Origin of the sequence: Vibrio sp. Vb2960 (genome assembly GCF_033337665.1) — a bacterium.
Classification (GTDB): domain Bacteria; phylum Pseudomonadota; class Gammaproteobacteria; order Enterobacterales; family Vibrionaceae; genus Vibrio; species Vibrio alginolyticus.
This window is the reverse complement of sequence record NZ_JAWORD010000004.1, coordinates 14,826-33,689: the sequence shown is the minus strand read 5'-3', so window position 1 is coordinate 33,689 and position 18,864 is coordinate 14,826. Positions and strand designations below refer to the sequence as shown.

Below are 18,864 nucleotides of genomic sequence, written 5' to 3'. Positions count from 1 at the left end.
TAAATGAAAATTTGGAAATCAATCTTATTCACGACCCTACTCTCTTGCGGAGCGGTTGCAGCACCAGTAGAGATCGATAAGGTTGCGGTCATCGTGAACGACGGTGTAGTTCTACAAAGCGACATCGAAACAGCGATGAAAACGCTGCAAGCCAACGCTCGTCAAAGTGGAAAGAGCTTACCTTCCACCAGCGTGTTAAAAGAACAAGTCGTTGAAAAACTTATCATTGATACGTTGCAAGGCCAAGAAGCAGACCGTATTGGTGTGCGTATTGACGACAACCGTTTAAACCAAGCGATTGCAGAGATCGCACGTAATAATGAGCAATCGGTAGAACAACTCGCCGCTTCTGTAGAAAGTGAAGGTTTAAGTTACCCAGAATTCCGCGAACAAATTCGTAAGGAAATCGCCGCATCAGAAGCTCGCAATGCACTGGTTCGTCGCCGTATTAATATCCTTCCAGCAGAGGTCGATAGCCTTGCTGAGCAACTATCACAAGAAACCAATGCGACTGTTCAATACAAAATTGGACACATTCAACTGCGCTTCTCTGACGATAAAGAAAAGTCAGCTGTAGAAGCAGAAGCTAAAGCGCTCGCGAAAAAGCTAAACGAAGGTGCAGACTTTACGGAGATGGCCTACACCTACTCAAAAGGTCCTAAAGCTTTACAAGGTGGTGACTGGGGCTGGATGCGTAAAGAAGAGATGCCAACCATCTTTGCTGATCAGATCAAGATGCAAAACAAAGGCAGCATTATTGGTCCATTCCGTAGTGGCGTTGGTTTCCACATCCTAAAAATAGAGGATGTAAAAGGCCTAGAAACGGTTGCGGTAACGGAAGTAAATGCGCGTCATATTTTGATTAAACCAACCGTGATTCTGAGCGACGAAGGGGCGAAGAAGCAACTGAATGAATTTGTACGCCGCATCAAAGCCGGTGAAGCAACGTTCGCTCAATTGGCAACACAATACAGTCAAGATCCTGGCTCGGCAGCACAAGACGGTGAACTAGGTTATCAAACACCAGATCTTTACGTGCCAGAATTCAAGCACCAAGTAGAAACTCTGCCAGTTGGCTCAATCAGCGAACCGTTCAAAACCGTTCACGGCTGGCATATCGTTGAAGTGTTGGATCGTCGCCAAGTGGACCGTACTGACTCAGCGATGAAGAACAAAGCTTACCGTATTCTATTTAACCGTAAATTTAATGAAGAAGCGGGCGCATGGATGCAAGAGCTACGCGCAAGTGCGTTTGTTGAAATCGTGGATGACAACAATGACAACTAATACAATTCGTAGAATTGTCGTAACCGCAGGGGAACCTGCGGGTATCGGCCCAGACTTAGTGCTTGCCCTATCGAAAGAAGATTGGGCGCACCAAATTGTCGTCTGTGCCGATAAGAATATGCTGACGGAGCGAGCCAAGCAGCTTGGCATCGAAGTCCAACTGTCTGATTACAATCCAGAAGAAGCACCTAAAGCACAAAAAGCGGGCACGCTTATCGTTGATCATATCCAAATATCGGAACCTGCGGTCGCAGGCGAGCTCAATGAAGCGAATGGCCACTATGTATTAAAAACGCTAGAAAGAGCGGCTTTAGGCTGTATGAATGATGAATTTGATGCTATTGTCACCGGCCCTGTTCATAAGGGGGTGATTAATCGCGCAGGTGTTGCATTCAGTGGCCATACTGAATTTTTCGCCGAGAAGTCACAAACGCCGCTAGTCGTAATGATGCTAGCAACGGAAGGACTACGCGTGGCGCTGGTTACAACACATATTCCTTTAGCTTATGTGTCCAAAGCTGTCACCGAAGAGCGATTAGAAAAAATCATCGATATTCTTCATAAAGACCTTGTAGAAAAGTTTGCTATCGCACAACCAAACATCTACGTTTGCGGGCTTAACCCTCATGCTGGCGAAGATGGCTGCTTAGGTCGTGAAGAGATCGAGACCATAACTCCGACACTGGAAAAAATTCGACAAGAAAAAGGTATCAACCTGATCGGCCCTCTGCCGGCTGATACCATTTTCAATGAAAAATATTTAAATGATGCTGATGCTGTTTTAGGCATGTACCATGATCAAGTGTTGCCAGTATTAAAATACAAAGGCTTTGGTCGTTCAGTAAACATTACTCTTGGTCTACCTTTTATTAGAACATCGGTGGACCACGGTACTGCATTAGATCTGGCAGGGACAGGTCAAGCGGATACAGGGAGTTTCCGAACAGCGCTCACGCATGCGATAGATTTGGTAGAGAAGAAACAATGAGAAATGATGTCCATTTAGGACACAAAGCGCGTAAACGTTTTGGTCAAAACTTCCTGAACGATCCATACATTATTGATGGAATCGTATCAGCGATTAACCCAAAACCAGGTCAAAACCTGGTTGAAATCGGTCCTGGTCTTGGTGCAATCACTGAGCCAGTAGGTCGTGAAGTAGATAAGTTCACAGTTATCGAATTAGACCGCGATCTGGCGGAACGCCTACGTACTCACCCTGAACTGGCAGATAAGTTGACCATCCATGAGGGTGACGCTATGCGTTTTGACTTCACTCAACTAGTGAAGCCAAACAACAAGCTGCGCATTTTTGGTAACTTACCGTACAACATCTCTACACCATTGATGTTCCACCTTTTCGAGTTCCATAAAGACATTCAAGACATGCACTTTATGCTGCAAAAAGAAGTGGTAAACCGCTTAGCCGCCGGCCCTGGCAGCAAAGCTTACGGCCGTTTAACGGTAATGGCTCAGTACTACTGTAAAGTGGTACCGGTACTGGAAGTACCGCCAACGGCATTCGTTCCACCACCGAAAGTGGATTCTGCCGTTGTTCGTTTAGTGCCTTACGAAGAGCTGCCATGCCCGGCGAAAGATCTGCGTTTGCTCGATCGCGTTTGTCGTGAAGGCTTTAACCAACGTCGTAAAACAGTTCGTAACTGCTACAAATCGTTGTTAAGCACAGAAGTACTAGAAGAGCTAGGTGTTAATCCAAGCATGCGTCCAGAGAACCTGACGCTAGAACAATTCGTCGCAATGGCGAACTGGCTTGCGGATAACCCGCAGCACTAAGAACTCAAACAATGAGCCAAACCCTTGTAGGTTTGGCTTATTATTATTGGGATATTACGTTTCTGAGGAGTGCACATGGACGTCATTCAACCTTGCATCAAAATTCAAGTTCACACCAAATACATCGAAGAACAGTCCAACCCAGAGCTACAACGCTACGTTTTCGCTTATATCATCACCATCAAAAACCTTAGCCAACAAACCGTACAGTTAGTGAGCCGCCGCTGGCTAATCACAGACTCGAATGGCAAGCAAATGACGGTTGAAGGTGACGGAGTTGTAGGCCAGCAGCCCTTTATTCCAAGCAATGATGAATACACGTACAGTAGCGGAACCGCGTTAGAAACCCCTGTCGGCGTTATGCAAGGACACTACAAAATGCTGGATGAGAAAGGGCAAGAGTTCATCACCGAAATTGAACCATTTCGCTTGGCTGTTCCAAATGTTTTAAATTAGTAAATTGGAGATTCAGTGGCTACCTATATTGTTGGTGACATCCAAGGCTGTTTTGATGAATTGCAGCGACTACTAGAAAAAGTATCTTTCTCTGCGAAAAAAGACCAACTTTGGCTTGCTGGTGATTTGGTCGCCAGAGGGCCTAAATCATTAGAAACGTTACGCTTTGTGAAGTCACTTGGCGCAAGCGCAATCGTCGTGCTTGGTAATCACGACCTTCACCTTCTTGCAGTGGCTCACGGGATAAAAAAGGTCAAAGACAAAGATAGAACCGCACCTATTTTCACGGCCCCTGACAAAGAGGAACTACTGACATGGCTAGCTCAGCAACCTCTAATGGCCGAGCATGACGAGTTCGTGATGTGTCACGCTGGCATATCACCGCAGTGGAATCTAAAAACAGCGAGAAAGTGTGCCCGTGAAGTTGAGCGCATCATCCAAAGTGAAGAGCTGCCTTGGCTATTAAAAAACATGTACAGCAATCAACCTGATTCCTGGGATGACTATCTACAGGGTTTGGACCGATACCGTTATATTATCAATGCTTTTACGCGGATGCGCTTTTGTTTCCCTGATGGTCGTTTGGATATGGATTGTAAATTGCCACCGCAACAAGTTTCCGGTAACGAACTTATTCCATGGTTTGAGGTGCCTAAACGTATCCACTTAAACAAAGCGGTGCTCTTTGGGCACTGGGCTGCACTGCAAGGTTATATGAACAGCGAAGTCATCGGGCTAGATACTGGCTGTGTTTGGGGCGGAAGCCTAACCATGATCCGTTGGGAAGATAAGAAAATTTTTACTCAGGATGCGTTAAGTTAAACACTGAATAACAGTCGATAATCCATAGTAGGAGGAATACCTGTCACTTAACACCTCCTGTAGGGTCATTCCAACGAGCCTTAACGAGACTAGAAATCTAATATCCTCGCGCTGCGAATAGATAGAAATACCTTTGACAACAAAGTACTCGTATAGAGGCTCCTGAATCTCGCTCTTTCGTCGCTTTTCAGGATGACGGTAGGTTGGGATGGCCGCTCGCTGTTATACGAACGGCATTACCGTATTAACTACGCGGTGTTAATCTCGAATTACTTTTCTAACACAGTAAAGCGCATGTTGTAGGCGTTCTTCTCATCGGCTTGATACATTTCTGAGTAAGTTTCCTTAAACTCGTCTCCCCAATCTGGGAACTGAGTATCACCATCAATGGCCGCTTCAATGTGTGTTACATACAGTTTATTGGCCATAGGCAGACAAGTGGTGTAAATCGCACCACCACCAATGATCATCACTTCTTCCACATCACCTGCGACTTCCAGAGCCTGCTCAATCGATGTTACGGTAGTGACACCTTCGATCTTTAGTGTCTCATCACGGCTAATAACAATATTCAAGCGACCAGGTAAAGGGCGACCAATAGACTCATAGGTTTTGCGTCCCATCACAACCGGTTTTCCCATGGTACAACGCTTAAACCAAGCGAAATCGGCGGGAAGGTGCCAAGGCATTTGATTGTCTTTGCCAATGATGCGATTGTCGGCCATCGCGGCAATCATACTAATGATCATGTTAGGTCCTTATACAATAGGTCTGCGGCGATAGAATAACAGCCCTGGAACCGCAAGACCAACTGCTAAACCTGCAATAATAAACATGGCCTTAAGAAAGTTTTCCATACAGGTTGCGACAAGCTCGGGTGAGTAGCCAACATGATTGATTTCTACCATAGCGATCATTGCTTTGTACGCAAACACACCCGGCACCATCGGGATCAAAGCAGCCACAGTAAACACTTTTGGATGCGCGAGAAAACGGTGAGACCAGTACACACCAATCATCCCAACTAACGTCGCAGCAAAAAAGGTTGCCCACTCAATAGGAATGCCAAACTGCATCATCAAGTAGCGGCTACCATGACCAATCGCGCCACCAACAGCGCAATACACTAAGGCTCTTTGTGGCACGTTAAAAACCAATGCAAATCCTACGGCGGGAATCGCCGCAAAAAACATGTCATTCAAAAGGCCAAACATCAAATCAAATAAACTCATTAGATAGCCCACCCCCAAATTCCAGTTACACTCATCGCAGCAACGATCCCCAAACATGTCGCCAACGTTAGTAAACTAGCCATCACAAATCGAGCAATCCCCATATTAATGTGGCCTTTCAACATATCTGCGACAGAGTTAATGAGTGGGAAACCAGGTACAAGCATTAATACTGACGATGCCATTGCTACGGTAGGTAGATTACCGATTTGGTAAATTTCCGCCTGTGCTGAAATTAAGGTAGTCACAAAAGCGGTCGCAGCAAAGTTCAATAGAGGGTTGAAATGACGATGACCAATTTCTTGGCGAACGATCATGCCACCAGCTGAAGCTAAAAAGGTCATGATGAAGACTCCCCAATCACCACCAGCTAGATGACTGAATGCCGCACAAGACAAGCCAATCATAAACACCACCAACCAGCGGTTATAACGCTCTGGACTGATAGCGTTCAGCTTTTTCTGCGCCATGGTTGCATCGAGCAGACCACGCTCCATCATGATACAGATTCGTTGAATTTGCGTAATAACGCGCATATTGATGCCACGATCAGCGCAGCTTCGGGTGGTGGTGATGCAATGCCCATCCATTACCGTCGTCACAACCAATGCATTAGCTGATAGTGCTACCGCAACTTCATTCACCCCACAAGCTAGGCCAATACGACGCATAATATCGCTCACAAGAGTACTTTCAGCACCATGAGCAAGTAGCATTTGTCCGGCTTGGGCGACAAGACGAGAAATCGATCGTTGAGTAGATACCGCCAACTCTCTAGGCGGTATGGTTTCTAGAGTCATAAATAAGTCTAATTCCTTTTAGGGTGTTACTCATTCATACGCGCGAGGGCCAAACTAACCCTCAAAAAACACGACGTATCGGTTATTGTGCCGTAAATCACATCACCTAAATATGATTTAGATACAAAAAAAGCCGCAATAAATAATTGCGGCTTAATGAATTATAGGCAAACAGGCATTGTTTGACCGTTCTGATTAGTCACGAACGTAGACAACGTGACCGTCATCTTCTTCATCGTCCCAGTCATCCCAATCGTCGTCGTCATCTTCAGTGATAACGTCTTTACCCGCCATCGCATCTTTATGGTAATCATCCCACATGAAGTTAACTTTATCTTCTTCAGCCACTTCTTCCTCTTCGCGAGGTAGGTTATCCATAAAGTCAGCCAGTTTGTAACAAAGCTCTTTAGTACCGTTACGATTGATCGCCGAGATCTTAAAGTACTCGTCTTCCCAACCTAGTGCGTCTAAGATTTCTTGGATCTTCTCATTCGCTTCTTCTTCAGGCATTAGATCAACTTTGTTGAACACTAACCAGCGCGGCTTACTTGCCAGTTTTTCGCTGTATTGTTCTAGTTCATCAATGATCGTCAATGCATTTTGCACCGGATCGGACTGATCAATTGGCATAATATCGATCATGTGCAGCAACACTCGACAACGCTCTAAGTGCTTCAAGAATCGAATACCAAGGCCAGCGCCATCTGCTGCACCCTCGATCAAACCAGGGATGTCTGCAACAACAAAACTTTTCTCTGGTACGACACTTACGACACCCAAGCTTGGGATCAAAGTCGTGAATGGGTAATCAGCGACTTTCGGTTTTGCTGCTGATACTGCGCGGATAAAGGTTGATTTACCAGCATTAGGTAGACCAAGCATACCCACATCAGCAAGAAGCAATAGCTCAAGGCGAATTTCGCGTACTTCACCCTTTGTACCCAATGTTCTCTGACGAGGCGCGCGGTTTACTGAAGATTTGAAACGCGTGTTACCTAGACCGTGCCAACCGCCTTTTGCGATCATCACTTTCTTACCGTGTTCAGCAACTTCCGCCACGATTTCATTTGTGTGGATATCCACAGCGCGCGTACCCACAGGTACACGAAGAACGATGTCTTTACCACGCTTACCTGTACAGTTACCACCGCGACCGTTTTCACCACGCTCAGCTTCGTAGAAGCGCTGGAAACGGTAATCAATCAGGGTATTTAGGTTTTCATCGGCTTGGATATAAACATCACCACCGTCACCGCCATCACCGCCATCAGGGCCACCTTTAGTGATGAATTTTTCACGCCAGAAACTGACAACGCCACTACCGCCATCACCAGCCTGAACTTTTACTACCGCTTCATCTACGAACTTCATCTTTTACTCCGACTACTTCGTGCGTGGATTAAATCTTACTATGTCATCCGACAATTTTAGCAGATGACAGATCTAAGCTCCCAGATTCAAATCGCTTAGGATCTTAGCGAGAAACTTCGATATGTCGACTGCCACAAATAAAAAACCCCGCCGATTCGGCAGGGCTTTTGAATTCAGCTTAAAGCTATTAAGTAATTTGGTTAAAAACCTAATTACTCAGCTTCGATGCTTACAAACTTACGGTTCTTAGGACCTTTCACTTCGAACTTCACTTTACCTTCAGTAAGAGCGAATAGAGTGTGGTCTTTACCGATACCTACGTTGTTACCAGCGTGGAACTTAGTACCACGTTGACGAACGATGATGTTACCTGCAAGTACAGATTCACCACCGAAACGCTTAACACCTAGACGTTTGCTTTCTGAATCGCGGCCGTTACGAGTAGAACCACCAGCTTTTTTGTGTGCCATTGTTAAACTCTCCTAATAGATTAAGCGTTGATACCAGTGATCTTCACTTCAGTGAACCACTGACGGTGACCCTGTTGCTTACGAGAGTGCTTACGACGACGGAACTTAACGATTTTAACTTTATCGCCACGACCGTGTTGTACAACTTCAGCAACAATTTTGCCGCCCTCTACAAGAGGAGCACCAACTTTGATGTCTTCGCCGTTAGCAACAAGAAGAACTTTATCAAATTCTACAGTTGCACCAGTTTCAACGTCTAATTTCTCTAAACGAAGAGTTTGACCTTCGCTTACACGGTGTTGTTTACCACCAGATTGGAAAACAGCGTACATATTTTACTCCGCTTTTTCCGCACAGCCTTTCTTGAGGGTGTGCGCTAAACTAATCATCAATAGGGCGCAGATTCTACAGAATAGATGCTCCTATGACAAGCCATATTTTGAAAAAATTGGCGAAAAGCTAATCGCCAAAGAAAAGTGCGGCAATCATGCCCTTTAGTAATGTATTAATCAACGTTTTTTAGTGTATTATTCGACAATTATATAAATCGAATAAGCCTTGCAGGGTCTAACTTCAGCCGGATATACGATGGATTTTAAAACTATCCAAGCGCTTACTGCCGATGACATGGCAAAAGTGAATGAAACAATTCAAGCCCAACTTAATTCTGATGTCTCTTTAATCAACCAGCTCGGTTTTTATATCGTGAGTGGTGGAGGCAAACGTCTAAGACCGCTTTTAGCGATACTGTCAGCCCGTGCACTTGGTTACCAAGGCAATGGTCATACAATGGCAGCTGCGTTTATTGAGTTCATCCATACAGCGACTTTGCTGCATGATGACGTGGTAGATGAATCAGACATGCGCCGTGGTAAAGCCACTGCGAATGCAGCATTTGGCAATGCGGCTAGCGTATTAGTTGGGGACTTTATCTATACACGCTCATTTCAGATGATGACGGAACTAGGATCCATGAAGATCCTTAAACTAATGAGCAATGCCGTAAACGTGATCGCCGAAGGTGAAGTACAGCAGTTGATGAACTGTAACGACCCTGACACGACAGAAGAAAGCTACATGCAAGTCATCTACTCTAAGACTGCGCGCTTATTTGAATCCGCAACTCAAATCGGTGCAATCTTAAATGATGCTCCTGAGCATGTGGAAATCGCAATGCAAAATTACGGTAAGTATCTAGGCACTGCGTTTCAGCTCATTGATGACGTCATGGATTACACTTCTGATGGCGAAGACATGGGTAAAAATGTGGGTGATGACTTGGCCGAAGGCAAGCCAACTTTACCTCTACTCCATGCTATGCGTAATACCACACCAGAAAACGCCATCATGATTCGTGAAGCGATTGAGAAAGCGAATGGCATGGATCGCTTAGAAGAAATTCTTGCGGTCATGAAAGAAGCAGGCTCTCTGGAATACACAACGCAAAAAGCTCTAGAAGAAGCAGACAAAGCAATCGCAGAACTATCAGTGTTGCCAGAGTCTGAATACAAACAAGCGCTTGTTACTCTGGCTCATGTCGCAGTACAACGCACGAAGTAATCAATAGCTACCCATAACGCAAGACTTATAGCAAAAAGGAAGAGCATACTCTTCCTTTTTTACGTTTGATACCTAATGACGACGCCCGAGGCGCTAGTAATATCTGTCACTACCGCCATGCAGTTGTGGATCATCTTCTATTTCATCAAAGCTAACGGCGAGTTGCTGTTCAGTCCCTTGTTTGGACAACAATACCGTCTCTGCTTCATGGTCGACCACTAATATCGTACCGACGCCTTGTTGGCACTCAACAACCATGCCTTTACGGATTCGACTCGCTTCCATCATCTTCTCCTTCACTACGTGGTTTTATTCGACCATTTTTACGAAGTTGAGAAATCAAGGATCAAAAAAGCCGATCAAAATGATCGGCTTTCTTCTTATATAGGCTTTCTAGATTACTTTGCGAATTCAACACCAATGTTGATGTCGCCATTTAGTGTTTCTAGCATACCGCCTAATGCAGACTTTTCGTAATCGCTGAGTTTGCCGTAGCTTAGTACTTCTTCAACGCCTTCTTTACCCAGTTTCACAGGTTGCGCAAAGTAAGTCGCGTGTTCGCCGTCGCCTTCAACGTAAGCGCACTCAACTACGCCTTCTTCACCTTGAAGAGCACGAACCAGAGACAGACCAAAGCGACATGCAGCTTGGCCCATTGATAGTGTTGCACTACCACCACCCGCTTTCGCTTCTACAACTTCAGTACCTGCATTTTGAATACGTTTCGTTAATGCTTCTACTTCTTCAGCTGTAAACTCAACACCTTCCACTTGAGACAGTAGAGGTAAGATCGTTACGCCAGAGTGACCACCAATTACTGGCACGCGAACGTCACCTGGATCTTTGTCTTTTAGCTCAGCAACAAACGTTTCTGAACGGATAACATCCAACGTTGTTACACCAAATAGACGACGCTTATCATAAACACCCGCTTTTTTAAGAACTTCAGCAGCAATTGGCACTGTTGTATTTACAGGGTTTGTGATGATACCAACACAAGCTTTCGGACAAACAACCGCAATCTTCTCCGCTAGCGATTTAACGATACCAGCGTTTACATTAAATAGATCCGCACGATCCATACCTGGCTTACGCGCAACACCAGCAGAAATTAGCACAACATCCGCGCCTTCTAGTGCTGGAGTAGGATCTTCACCAGCGTAACCTTTGATAGAAACTGGCGTAGGGATGTGGCTAAGATCAGCGGCCACACCAGGAGTTACTGGAGCAATATCATATAGGGCTAGATCAGAACCAGCAGGAAGACGGTTCTTAAGTAGAAGGGCCAGGGCTTGACCGATGCCACCAGCGGCACCAATAACGGCTACTTTCATGTAGTTCTCCTTGAGAGTATTTCTCTTATAAACGTATTCGTAGGGTAGTTTGTAACCAACTTAAATAAAGCTATCGGAATCACAACTTGATTACAATCAATTAACGCTAGCTTTGCGACCTCGCGCAACTCGCTGTTACCGTGCTACAAATGGGGCTTGGATTATTCTTTTATTCTGTTGAAATGACAAGGAATTCAAGAAAACAGATACAGCCCTACTTCAGCGCGCTAAAGAATTCTATGTGGTATATAGTTTACAGTGACGCATCTAACATAATCCTGGGACTCTTTGGCACCGCCTGAATATATATGCGAGAATATGCAAAATTGCTGACCCGTAATAAGAGATTTGTAATGACTATGCGCAATTCAGAAAAACAAGACAACTTAGTTCGCGCCTTTAAAGCCCTGTTAAAAGAAGAAAGCTTTGGCTCACAGGGCGAGATTGTTGACGCACTCAAACAGCAAGGGTTTGAGAGTATCAACCAATCTAAAGTCTCACGTATGCTGACTAAATTTGGCGCCGTCCGTACGCGCAATGCAAAAATGGAAATGGTTTACTGTCTTCCTGCTGAGCTAGGTGTCCCAACAGTCAGCAGCTCTCTGCGTGAACTGGTACTAGACATCGATCGTAATGCAGCGTTAGTGGTAATTCACACCGGCCCAGGTGCAGCACAGTTGATTGCTCGCTTGCTTGATTCACTCGGTAAATCCGAAGGTATTCTTGGCGTTGTCGCGGGTGACGATACCATTTTCATTACGCCAACCATGGCAATTACGACTGAGCAACTCTTCAAATCAGTGTGCGAGCTGTTCGAATATACTGGTTAAGTTCTATAAAGCTTCAATCAGCTAACTCATTGTGGGTTATAAAAGAAGTCTCATTTTGTAGCCCATAATTTATGTAAATTTTTTGCTTACTCCGCTCGTTCTTTAACCACCCATTTTGTGATTAACATCACGCAATTGATCTTTTTCATTTCAGTCACTAAACGTTAATTAAGTAATTGTTATAAAAAGAATTAAATCACAAATTGAATCCTATCCCCTGATACAAAATTCAGACTTATCAACTATAACATTTAACAATTGGATAATTTTCTGCCAATTTTTTGTTATGATTCGCTCGCTTTTTCAAACGATTGGATTGAAAAAGGTGCCGTTTCCAAATAGGAAACTCCAGAAGTGATTTATGGTTATTTCCGGGTAAATAATGAATATAAGGAAGGGAAATTCATGGCATTTAACAAACTTCTCAAAGTAGGCGCTATCGCTGCAGCCGTAATGGGCGCAGGCGCAGTTAACGCTCAAGAGTTTATTACCATCGGTACTGGCTCTGTGACAGGTGTTTACTACCCAACTGGTGGTGCTATCTGTAAGTTGGTAAATAAAGGTCGTAAAGACCACAACATCCGTTGTTCAGTAGAATCGACTGGTGGCTCAATTTACAACGTTAACACTATCCGTGCAGGCGAATTAGATTTTGGTATCGTGCAATCGGATTGGCAGTACCACGGCTACAACGGTACGAGCAAGTTTGAAGAACAAGGCCCGTACAAGAAGCTACGCGCAATGTTCTCTCTTCATACAGAACCTTTCAACATCATTGCGCGTGCAGATTCAGGTATTGAAAACGTTGAAGACCTGAAAGGTAAGCGAGTAAACATCGGTAACCCAGGCTCTGGTGACCGTGCAACGATGGGCGTTGTCATGGAAGCGATGGGTTGGACAAACGACAGCTTCAAATTGGCGTCTGAGCTAAAAGGCTCTGAACGCTCTCAGGCACTTTGTGATAACAAAATTGACGCCTTCATTTACATGGTCGGCCACCCGAACGGTTCAATCAAAGAAGCAACCACATCATGTGATGCGAAGCTAGTTTCAGCAACAGGCCCTAAAATCGATAAAATTGTTGCCGACAACCCATACTACGCCTTTAGCTCAGTACCGGCTGGTATGTACCGCGGTACAGACAAAGACGTAAACAGCTTTGGTGTTGCAGCAACAATGGTAACGACCTCTGATGTTTCAGACGATGTCGCTTACAACGTGGCAAAAGCTGTGTTTGAAAACTTTGATACCTTCAAACGTCTACACCCTGCATTCGCAAACTTGAAGAAAGAAGACATGGTGAAAGCTGGTCTTTCTATTCCTCTTCACCCAGGTGCAGAAAAATACTACAAAGAAATGGGTCTAATTAAGTAATTACCTCAGACTCTACATACAGGCAGGAAAGAATATTTTCTGCCTGTTTGAGCATACAGGTTGTAGCACGTTCTAACTGCATGCTTCATTCGCCAGTTTTCTTCTGAAAACTGCGAGCTCATACCCAAGAAAACTTAAACGCCGCCTAACAGAGTATCCAACAATCAACACTTTGAGTTCAGGCAGCAAAATACTCGAAAGCAAACTTCGCTCCATTCACTACACTGATAGAGGCGAAGTGTGGTTCTCGATAAAAATCAGACAGGACCATCAATAATAAGGAAAAAGTACATGGCGACGAATCAAGCTCCGTCACAAGATGTGCAAGAAATGGTGGCTCAGGCAGACACAGGTGCACGTAGCCCTTCGGGAATGCAAGGACGAATCCTTTGGTTTGTTCCTCTGTGTTGGTCACTATTTCAATTATGGTACGCATCCCCGTTACCATTTATTTTCAATTTTGGCGTACTGAACGACACGGAAGCGCGATCTATCCACCTTACTTTCGCGATCTTTTTGGCTTTCACTGCTTATCCAGCGATGAAGAATTCTCCTCGCGATCATATCCCTCTTGTTGATTGGATACTCGCGTTGGCAGGCAGCTTTTCAGCAGCCTATATATACCTTTTTTATACTGAGCTAGCAGGACGCTCAGGCGCACCGACAACAGTTGATATCGTTGTTGCTGTTATCGGTATGCTCCTCCTTTTAGAAGCAACACGCCGAGCACTTGGTCCACCATTAATGGTCGTGGCTGCTGTTTTCCTTACTTACACCTTTGCAGGCCCTTACATGCCTGACGTTATCGCGCACAAAGGGGCAAGCTTGAACAAGGCCATGTCTCACTTGTGGCTAACAACTGAAGGCGTATTTGGAGTTGCGCTAGGTGTTTCTACCTCTTTTGTCTTCTTGTTTGTATTGTTTGGAGCAATGCTGGAACGCGCTGGTGCTGGTGCTTACTTCATTAAAGTTGCCTTCTCGTTGCTTGGCCATATGAAAGGTGGCCCTGCTAAAGCGGCCGTTGTTGCATCAGGTTTATCTGGTCTGGTTTCTGGTTCTTCAATCGCAAACGTAGTAACAACTGGCACCTTTACCATTCCACTGATGAAGCGTGTTGGCTTTCCCGGCACAAAAGCGGGTGCGGTAGAGGTAGCGGCTTCAACCAATGGTCAGTTAACACCGCCAATCATGGGTGCAGCAGCATTTTTGATGGTGGAATACGTCGGTATCTCCTACGTTGAGGTGATTAAAGCTGCCCTACTTCCAGCGCTAATCTCTTATATTGCTTTAATTTACATTGTTCACCTTGAAGCATGTAAAGCAGGCATGACAGGCCTTCCTCGTCGCCACAATCCAACACTAGTACAAAGTCTGCTGTCCTTTACTGGCACAATCTTAGGATTGTGTGTGATCAGCGCATTGGTTTACTACGGAGTGGGTTGGACAAAGGACGTCTTTGGTGATGCCGCGACACCAATTGTTACCGTCGCACTATTAATCGCGTACGTTGGGTTGGTGAAAGTCTCAGCAAATCACGTGCAAGATGGCGCAATTGAGATTGATGCAGAATTAACAGAAGTACCTGATCCTGGCCCAACCGTTAAGTCAGGCTTGCACTACCTACTCCCTATCGTCGTATTGGTTTGGTGTTTGACTGTCGAACGTTTCTCACCTGGCCTTTCGGCATTCTGGGCAACGGTATTCATGATTTTCATTTTGCTGACTCAACGTCCGTTGATTGCACTGCTGTCAAAGCAAGGAGACATGCTTCAGCAAACCAAAGATGGCTTTGTCGATCTTGCCGAGAGCTTAGTTTCTGGTGCGCGCAATATGATTGGTATCGGCGTTGCAACCGCGGCAGCGGGCACCGTTGTTGGTGTTGTTACACTAACGGGTATCGGCCTAGTGATGACCGACTTCGTCGAGTTTATCTCTGGTGGCAGCATCATTCTTATGCTGCTGTTTACCGCCATCATTAGCTTGGTTCTGGGGATGGGTCTGCCAACAACGGCGAACTACATCGTGGTCTCTACGCTAATGGCGCCGGTTATTGTTACGCTCGGCGCAGCGCATGGCTTAATTATTCCGTTGATAGCGGTGCACTTGTTCGTTTTCTACTTTGGTATTTTGGCCGACGATACCCCACCTGTAGGCCTTGCGGCTTTTGCAGCAGCAGCAATTGCGAAATCAGATCCAATTCGTACTGGTATCCAAGGTTTTACTTACGATATTCGAACCGCTATTTTGCCGTTCATGTTTGTGTTCAATACCCAGCTATTGTTAATGGGGATCGACTCTTGGTGGCATTTGGCACTCACAGTCATCTCATCGATCATTGCAATGCTGATATTCTCTGCGGCAACTCAAGGGTGGTGGTTCACGCGTAACAAGTGGTGGGAAACAGTCCTATTATTAGTACTGACATTTTCGTTTTTCCGTCCAGGTTTTTGGTGGGACATGCTGTACCCAGCGAAAGTTCTTTCTCCTGGCGTTGAGGTAGCTCAAATCACGGAAACACTAAATGTAGGAGAATCATTGGAGTTACGTGTTGCCGGTGAAAACCTTGAGGGCGACTACATTGAGAAAACGGTTCGTCTTCCATTCGAAGACAGTGCGACAACAGCAGACGCACGTATTTCATCTATGGGTCTGATGCTGACCGAAAGTGACAACAAAATGATTGTCGATATGGTTGAATTTGGTAGTCCAGCAGAGTCCGCAGGTATCGACTTTGATTGGGAAATCAAGTGGGTTATCCAGGATGCAGACCGTCCGATGAAAGAGTGGGTGTTTGTACCATGCTTAATGATTTTGCTGGTGCTTGCAATGAACCAAAAACGTCGTGCTCGTAAGGAACAATTGAGCGCATAACCGATTTGGCCCCGAGGATAAAGGGGCCTTAATGAGAGACATTGAATGTACAAACAAATTCTTGTTCCGGTTGATCTAAATGACCAAGGCTTTTCAGACCGAGCGGTTGAACTAGCGGTTTGGCAGGCAAAGCAAGCAAATGCTCAAATCCATCTTCTGACTGTACTACCTGGTATTCACATGTCGATGGTTGCCACATACTTTCCGAAAGATGCTGCGGCCAAAATGAAGCAAGACGTGAAGCAGCAACTAAAAACTTTCGCTAATGAGCATATTGCTGAAGATGTGGTTTACCAAGTGCATGTTGCTGAAGGCAAGGCCTACGCGACCATTCTTGATTATGCAGAACGTTTAGGCGCTGATCTCATCATTATGCCAAGCCACAAGCGCTCTAAAATCAATAAAGTAATGCTTGGCTCTGTCGCGAGTAAGGTTGTGGAATATTCTCCAATCAATGTGATGGTCGTAAAACCGCAAGGCTAAGTAAATACAGAAACGAAAAAGGACGCTAACATTAGCGTCCTTTTTATATGAAACAAGTAAGGGTTATGCCATCACTGGGTAATCGGTATAACCTTCTGCTCCCCCCAAATAAAAGTGTTCTGGTTTCGCCTCATTAAGAGGTGCATTTTTCTTAAATCGCTCAACTAAATCTGGGTTTGCGATAAAGGGAACGCCAAATGCGACCACATCAACTTTGTTTTCTGCAATTGCTGTTGCCGCTTCTTGTGCACTGTAGCCCACGTTCGCCATTAAGTGACCTTGATAGTTTTCGCGTGCTGGCTTGAGAACATCTGCTTTTTGTACGCCTTTCAGATCCGCACGCATCACGTGCCAATAAGCAAGATCGAAAGAATTAAGTTGCTCTGCTAAGTAACGCACCAAACCAACTGGATCACTGTCTTTCATGTCATTAAATCCATTTAGCGGAGATGTACGCAGACCGACTCTTCCGGGTCCCCACACCTCAACGACTTCTTTCACTATCTCAAGTAAAAATCGAGCACGATTTTCAACCGAGCCACCGTATTCATCGGTACGTAAATTTGAGCCGTCACGAAGGAAGTTATCAATAAGATAACCATTGGCGCCATGTATCTCGACCCCATCAAAGCCGGCTTTCTTGGCGTTTTCTGCACCTTGTTTAAACGCCGCAACAATGGAAGCTATCTCATCCACTTCGAGTGCTCGTGGTACCGTATATGCTTGCTTACCCGAAGGGGTATGGACTAATTCATCACGAATGGCCAATGCGCTCGCCGCTACAGGTGTTTTTCCTTCATTCAGATCAGGATGACAAGCTCGTCCCGCATGCCAAATTTGCAGTACAATCTTACCGCCTCTCTCATGAACCGCATCCGTTACCTTTTTCCAAGCTGCGATTTGCTCTTCGTTGTAAATGCCCGGTTCTGCCATAAAAGCAGACGTACCTTCCATCACCATGGTGCATTCAGCAATGATAAGTCCGGCACTCGCACGTTGAGCGTAGTATTCAACCATAAGGTCATTAGGAATATGGTCTGCGCCAGCACGAGCTCTCGTTAAAGGCGCCATAATAGCACGGTTATCTAATGCTAATTGACCGAGTTCGATAGGAGAAAATAAGTCTACAGAGTTGGACATGTTGTTTACCTCAAATGACAATAACTTGATGGCTAAGGATGAGGTGCCAGACTATAATCAGATTAATATTGAAACAATATGGATAATTGAAAGTGATTGTTCGCAATTTAGAAACAATTGACTTTAGAACGCTTTCTATCTTTGTCACAAGCTGTCGACTACTGAGCTTAACCAAGTGCGCGCTGGAGTTAAACCTACCGAAATCTACTGTTAGTAAAGCCATAACCAAACTCGAACAACACTTTGAAGCCAAACTCCTAGAGCGCACAACCCGAAAGTTAGTGATCACCGAAGCTGGCCAAATGGTTTTAGAGCGTGCTGCAAGCTTAGTTGAGGAATTCCACTCAATTGGCCATGACGTACTGGAGATGGAACAACAGATCCAAGGCCGGCTGCGTATTTCCGCGCCACCAGCGTTGGATGCGTATATGGCGGAACACATCTTTTTGCCATTTTTAAAACAATGGCCAAAAGTACAAATTGCGTTAGAAGCATCGAACGATTTTGTTGATCTGTTTTCACACGGCTTTGATATGGCAATTCGAGTCGGTCAGATAGTTGATGATCGATTGATCGCAAAAAAATTAGGCTATACGACTCGAGTCCTGGCTGCTAGCCCTGAGTATTTAGCTGAGTTCGGCGTACCTGAAACGCCAGAAGACCTGACAAAACACAACTGTTTGAGGTATCAATATGTTTCAGAAATAGGGCCTTGGACGCTGATCTCACACGATAATACCGTCAATGTTTCAATAACCAGTAACTTCTCAAGTACAACTGTAGAAGCAATATTAAAAGGCGCACTTAAAGGACTAGGCATCGCTAACTTACCTGTGCAAAACATGACGCAAGAGCTAGAAAGTGGCACCTTAGTCAGAGTGTTGCCGCAATGGCACACGGTACCAATGCCTATTTATCTAGTCTATCGTCCTGGAGCAAACCGCCCACGGCGCGTACAAGCAATGATTGACCATATCATGAGCTTAAGATCTCAATTTGAATTTGGCCCTAGGCATGGTTTGTGTTGCGGAGAAGCATGA

The 18,864-nt window shown here is 45.1% G+C and carries 20 protein-coding genes; 11 read left to right on the top strand and 9 right to left on the bottom strand.

Annotated elements, in window-relative coordinates; genetic code table 11:
• Positions 1-3 precede the first annotated feature (3 nt).
• The 5 genes from surA to apaH all read left to right on the top strand — a co-directional run bounded on the left by surA (position 4) and on the right by apaH (position 4,359).
• Positions 4-1,287 (top strand): peptidylprolyl isomerase SurA, encoded by a 1,284-nt coding sequence (gene surA / locus R7O03_RS04635; protein WP_005379672.1) that lies wholly within the window; start codon positions 4-6, stop codon positions 1,285-1,287.
• Positions 1,277-2,275, top strand: coding sequence for a 4-hydroxythreonine-4-phosphate dehydrogenase PdxA (gene pdxA, locus R7O03_RS04630; RefSeq protein ID WP_005383085.1), 999 nt, complete (start codon positions 1,277-1,279; stop codon positions 2,273-2,275). The genes surA and pdxA overlap by 11 nt, the downstream gene beginning before the upstream one ends.
• Positions 2,272-3,081 carry a 16S rRNA (adenine(1518)-N(6)/adenine(1519)-N(6))-dimethyltransferase RsmA gene (gene rsmA / locus R7O03_RS04625; RefSeq protein WP_005379669.1) on the top strand — a complete coding sequence of 270 codons (810 nt, stop codon included), beginning with the start codon at positions 2,272-2,274 and terminating at the stop codon, positions 3,079-3,081. The genes pdxA and rsmA overlap by 4 nt, the downstream gene beginning before the upstream one ends.
• 75 nt (positions 3,082-3,156) lie before the next feature.
• Positions 3,157-3,537: a Co2+/Mg2+ efflux protein ApaG gene (apaG, locus tag R7O03_RS04620; protein WP_005379668.1), complete on the top strand. Its 381-nt coding sequence runs from the start codon at positions 3,157-3,159 to the stop codon at positions 3,535-3,537.
• A gap of 15 nt (positions 3,538-3,552) precedes the next feature.
• On the top strand, positions 3,553-4,359 hold the full coding sequence (apaH, locus tag R7O03_RS04615; protein ID WP_005383087.1) for a bis(5'-nucleosyl)-tetraphosphatase (symmetrical) ApaH: 807 nt from the start codon (positions 3,553-3,555) through the stop codon (positions 4,357-4,359).
• Positions 4,360-4,628: 269 nt separating this feature from the next.
• Here the strand turns inward: apaH and folA are convergent, their stop codons facing one another.
• The 6 genes from folA to rplU all read right to left on the bottom strand — a co-directional run bounded on the left by folA (position 4,629) and on the right by rplU (position 8,564).
• Positions 4,629-5,108 carry a type 3 dihydrofolate reductase gene (gene folA, locus R7O03_RS04610; protein WP_005379666.1) on the bottom strand — a complete coding sequence of 160 codons (480 nt, stop codon included), beginning with the start codon at positions 5,106-5,108 and terminating at the stop codon, positions 4,629-4,631.
• A 9-nt stretch (positions 5,109-5,117) separates the two neighbouring features.
• Positions 5,118-5,591 carry a threonine/serine exporter family protein gene (locus R7O03_RS04605; protein WP_005379665.1) on the bottom strand — a complete coding sequence of 158 codons (474 nt, stop codon included), beginning with the start codon at positions 5,589-5,591 and terminating at the stop codon, positions 5,118-5,120.
• Positions 5,591-6,391: a threonine/serine exporter family protein gene (locus tag R7O03_RS04600; protein ID WP_005383089.1), complete on the bottom strand. Its 801-nt coding sequence runs from the start codon at positions 6,389-6,391 to the stop codon at positions 5,591-5,593. Before R7O03_RS04600 ends, R7O03_RS04605 begins: the two co-directional genes overlap by 1 nt.
• 195 nt (positions 6,392-6,586) lie before the next feature.
• Positions 6,587-7,762, bottom strand: coding sequence for an Obg family GTPase CgtA (cgtA, locus tag R7O03_RS04595; protein WP_005383091.1), 1,176 nt, complete (start codon positions 7,760-7,762; stop codon positions 6,587-6,589).
• Positions 7,763-7,974: 212 nt separating this feature from the next.
• The gene (gene rpmA / locus R7O03_RS04590; RefSeq protein WP_005383095.1) at positions 7,975-8,232 is read right to left on the bottom strand and encodes a 50S ribosomal protein L27; all 258 of its coding nucleotides are present in this window, start codon (positions 8,230-8,232) and stop codon (positions 7,975-7,977) included.
• Positions 8,233-8,252: 20 nt separating this feature from the next.
• Complete coding sequence (gene rplU, locus R7O03_RS04585; RefSeq protein ID WP_005383096.1) at positions 8,253-8,564, bottom strand: 50S ribosomal protein L21; 312 nt, start codon at positions 8,562-8,564, stop codon at positions 8,253-8,255.
• Between the two features lie 256 nt (positions 8,565-8,820).
• Between rplU and ispB the strand changes: the two genes are divergently transcribed.
• Positions 8,821-9,792, top strand: coding sequence for an octaprenyl diphosphate synthase (ispB, locus tag R7O03_RS04580; protein ID WP_005383097.1), 972 nt, complete (start codon positions 8,821-8,823; stop codon positions 9,790-9,792).
• Positions 9,793-9,885: 93 nt separating this feature from the next.
• Here the strand turns inward: ispB and R7O03_RS04575 are convergent, their stop codons facing one another.
• Both R7O03_RS04575 and mdh read right to left on the bottom strand, forming a co-directional pair.
• Positions 9,886-10,077, bottom strand: a complete 192-nt coding sequence (locus R7O03_RS04575; protein ID WP_005379661.1) for a hypothetical protein — start codon at positions 10,075-10,077, stop codon at positions 9,886-9,888.
• A gap of 113 nt (positions 10,078-10,190) precedes the next feature.
• Complete coding sequence (gene mdh, locus R7O03_RS04570; RefSeq protein WP_005383098.1) at positions 10,191-11,126, bottom strand: malate dehydrogenase; 936 nt, start codon at positions 11,124-11,126, stop codon at positions 10,191-10,193.
• Between the two features lie 359 nt (positions 11,127-11,485).
• Here mdh and argR point away from each other — a divergent pair, with 359 nt between their 5' ends.
• From argR to R7O03_RS04550, 4 genes are all read left to right on the top strand, one after another.
• On the top strand, positions 11,486-11,956 hold the full coding sequence (gene argR, locus R7O03_RS04565) for a transcriptional regulator ArgR (protein ID WP_005379659.1): 471 nt from the start codon (positions 11,486-11,488) through the stop codon (positions 11,954-11,956).
• Between the two features lie 405 nt (positions 11,957-12,361).
• Entirely contained in the window at positions 12,362-13,330 is a 969-nt protein-coding gene (locus R7O03_RS04560; RefSeq protein WP_005379657.1) for a TAXI family TRAP transporter solute-binding subunit, read from the top strand.
• 291 nt (positions 13,331-13,621) lie between these two features.
• A complete protein-coding gene (locus tag R7O03_RS04555; protein ID WP_017820274.1) occupies positions 13,622-16,201 on the top strand; it encodes a TRAP transporter permease in 2,580 nt (859 codons plus the stop codon).
• A gap of 45 nt (positions 16,202-16,246) precedes the next feature.
• Positions 16,247-16,684, top strand: coding sequence for a universal stress protein (locus tag R7O03_RS04550; RefSeq protein WP_005379654.1), 438 nt, complete (start codon positions 16,247-16,249; stop codon positions 16,682-16,684).
• A 63-nt stretch (positions 16,685-16,747) separates the two neighbouring features.
• On the opposite strand, the gene R7O03_RS04545 is transcribed toward R7O03_RS04550, so the two are convergent.
• Positions 16,748-17,824 carry an alkene reductase gene (locus R7O03_RS04545; RefSeq protein ID WP_025768366.1) on the bottom strand — a complete coding sequence of 359 codons (1,077 nt, stop codon included), beginning with the start codon at positions 17,822-17,824 and terminating at the stop codon, positions 16,748-16,750.
• Between the two features lie 92 nt (positions 17,825-17,916).
• Between R7O03_RS04545 and R7O03_RS04540 the strand changes: the two genes are divergently transcribed.
• Complete coding sequence (locus R7O03_RS04540) at positions 17,917-18,864, top strand: LysR family transcriptional regulator (protein ID WP_042522435.1); 948 nt, start codon at positions 17,917-17,919, stop codon at positions 18,862-18,864.

Excerpts from the sequence above, each read along its gene's own strand:
- surA (WP_005379672.1), top strand. The coding sequence starts at position 4 with ATGAAAATTTGGAAATCAATCTTATTCACGACCCTACTCTCTTGCGGA.
- pdxA (WP_005383085.1), top strand. The coding sequence starts at position 1,277 with ATGACAACTAATACAATTCGTAGAATTGTCGTAACCGCAGGGGAACCT.
- rsmA (WP_005379669.1), top strand. The coding sequence starts at position 2,272 with ATGAGAAATGATGTCCATTTAGGACACAAAGCGCGTAAACGTTTTGGT.
- apaG (WP_005379668.1), top strand. The coding sequence starts at position 3,157 with ATGGACGTCATTCAACCTTGCATCAAAATTCAAGTTCACACCAAATAC.
- folA (WP_005379666.1), bottom strand. The coding sequence starts at position 5,108 with ATGATCATTAGTATGATTGCCGCGATGGCCGACAATCGCATCATTGGC.
- R7O03_RS04605 (WP_005379665.1), bottom strand. The coding sequence starts at position 5,591 with ATGAGTTTATTTGATTTGATGTTTGGCCTTTTGAATGACATGTTTTTT.
- R7O03_RS04600 (WP_005383089.1), bottom strand. The coding sequence starts at position 6,391 with ATGACTCTAGAAACCATACCGCCTAGAGAGTTGGCGGTATCTACTCAA.
- cgtA (WP_005383091.1), bottom strand. The coding sequence starts at position 7,762 with ATGAAGTTCGTAGATGAAGCGGTAGTAAAAGTTCAGGCTGGTGATGGC.
- rpmA (WP_005383095.1), bottom strand. The coding sequence starts at position 8,232 with ATGGCACACAAAAAAGCTGGTGGTTCTACTCGTAACGGCCGCGATTCA.
- rplU (WP_005383096.1), bottom strand. The coding sequence starts at position 8,564 with ATGTACGCTGTTTTCCAATCTGGTGGTAAACAACACCGTGTAAGCGAA.
- ispB (WP_005383097.1), top strand. The coding sequence starts at position 8,821 with ATGGATTTTAAAACTATCCAAGCGCTTACTGCCGATGACATGGCAAAA.
- R7O03_RS04575 (WP_005379661.1), bottom strand. The coding sequence starts at position 10,077 with ATGGAAGCGAGTCGAATCCGTAAAGGCATGGTTGTTGAGTGCCAACAA.
- mdh (WP_005383098.1), bottom strand. The coding sequence starts at position 11,126 with ATGAAAGTAGCCGTTATTGGTGCCGCTGGTGGCATCGGTCAAGCCCTG.
- argR (WP_005379659.1), top strand. The coding sequence starts at position 11,486 with ATGCGCAATTCAGAAAAACAAGACAACTTAGTTCGCGCCTTTAAAGCC.
- R7O03_RS04560 (WP_005379657.1), top strand. The coding sequence starts at position 12,362 with ATGGCATTTAACAAACTTCTCAAAGTAGGCGCTATCGCTGCAGCCGTA.
- R7O03_RS04555 (WP_017820274.1), top strand. The coding sequence starts at position 13,622 with ATGGCGACGAATCAAGCTCCGTCACAAGATGTGCAAGAAATGGTGGCT.
- R7O03_RS04550 (WP_005379654.1), top strand. The coding sequence starts at position 16,247 with ATGTACAAACAAATTCTTGTTCCGGTTGATCTAAATGACCAAGGCTTT.
- R7O03_RS04545 (WP_025768366.1), bottom strand. The coding sequence starts at position 17,824 with ATGTCCAACTCTGTAGACTTATTTTCTCCTATCGAACTCGGTCAATTA.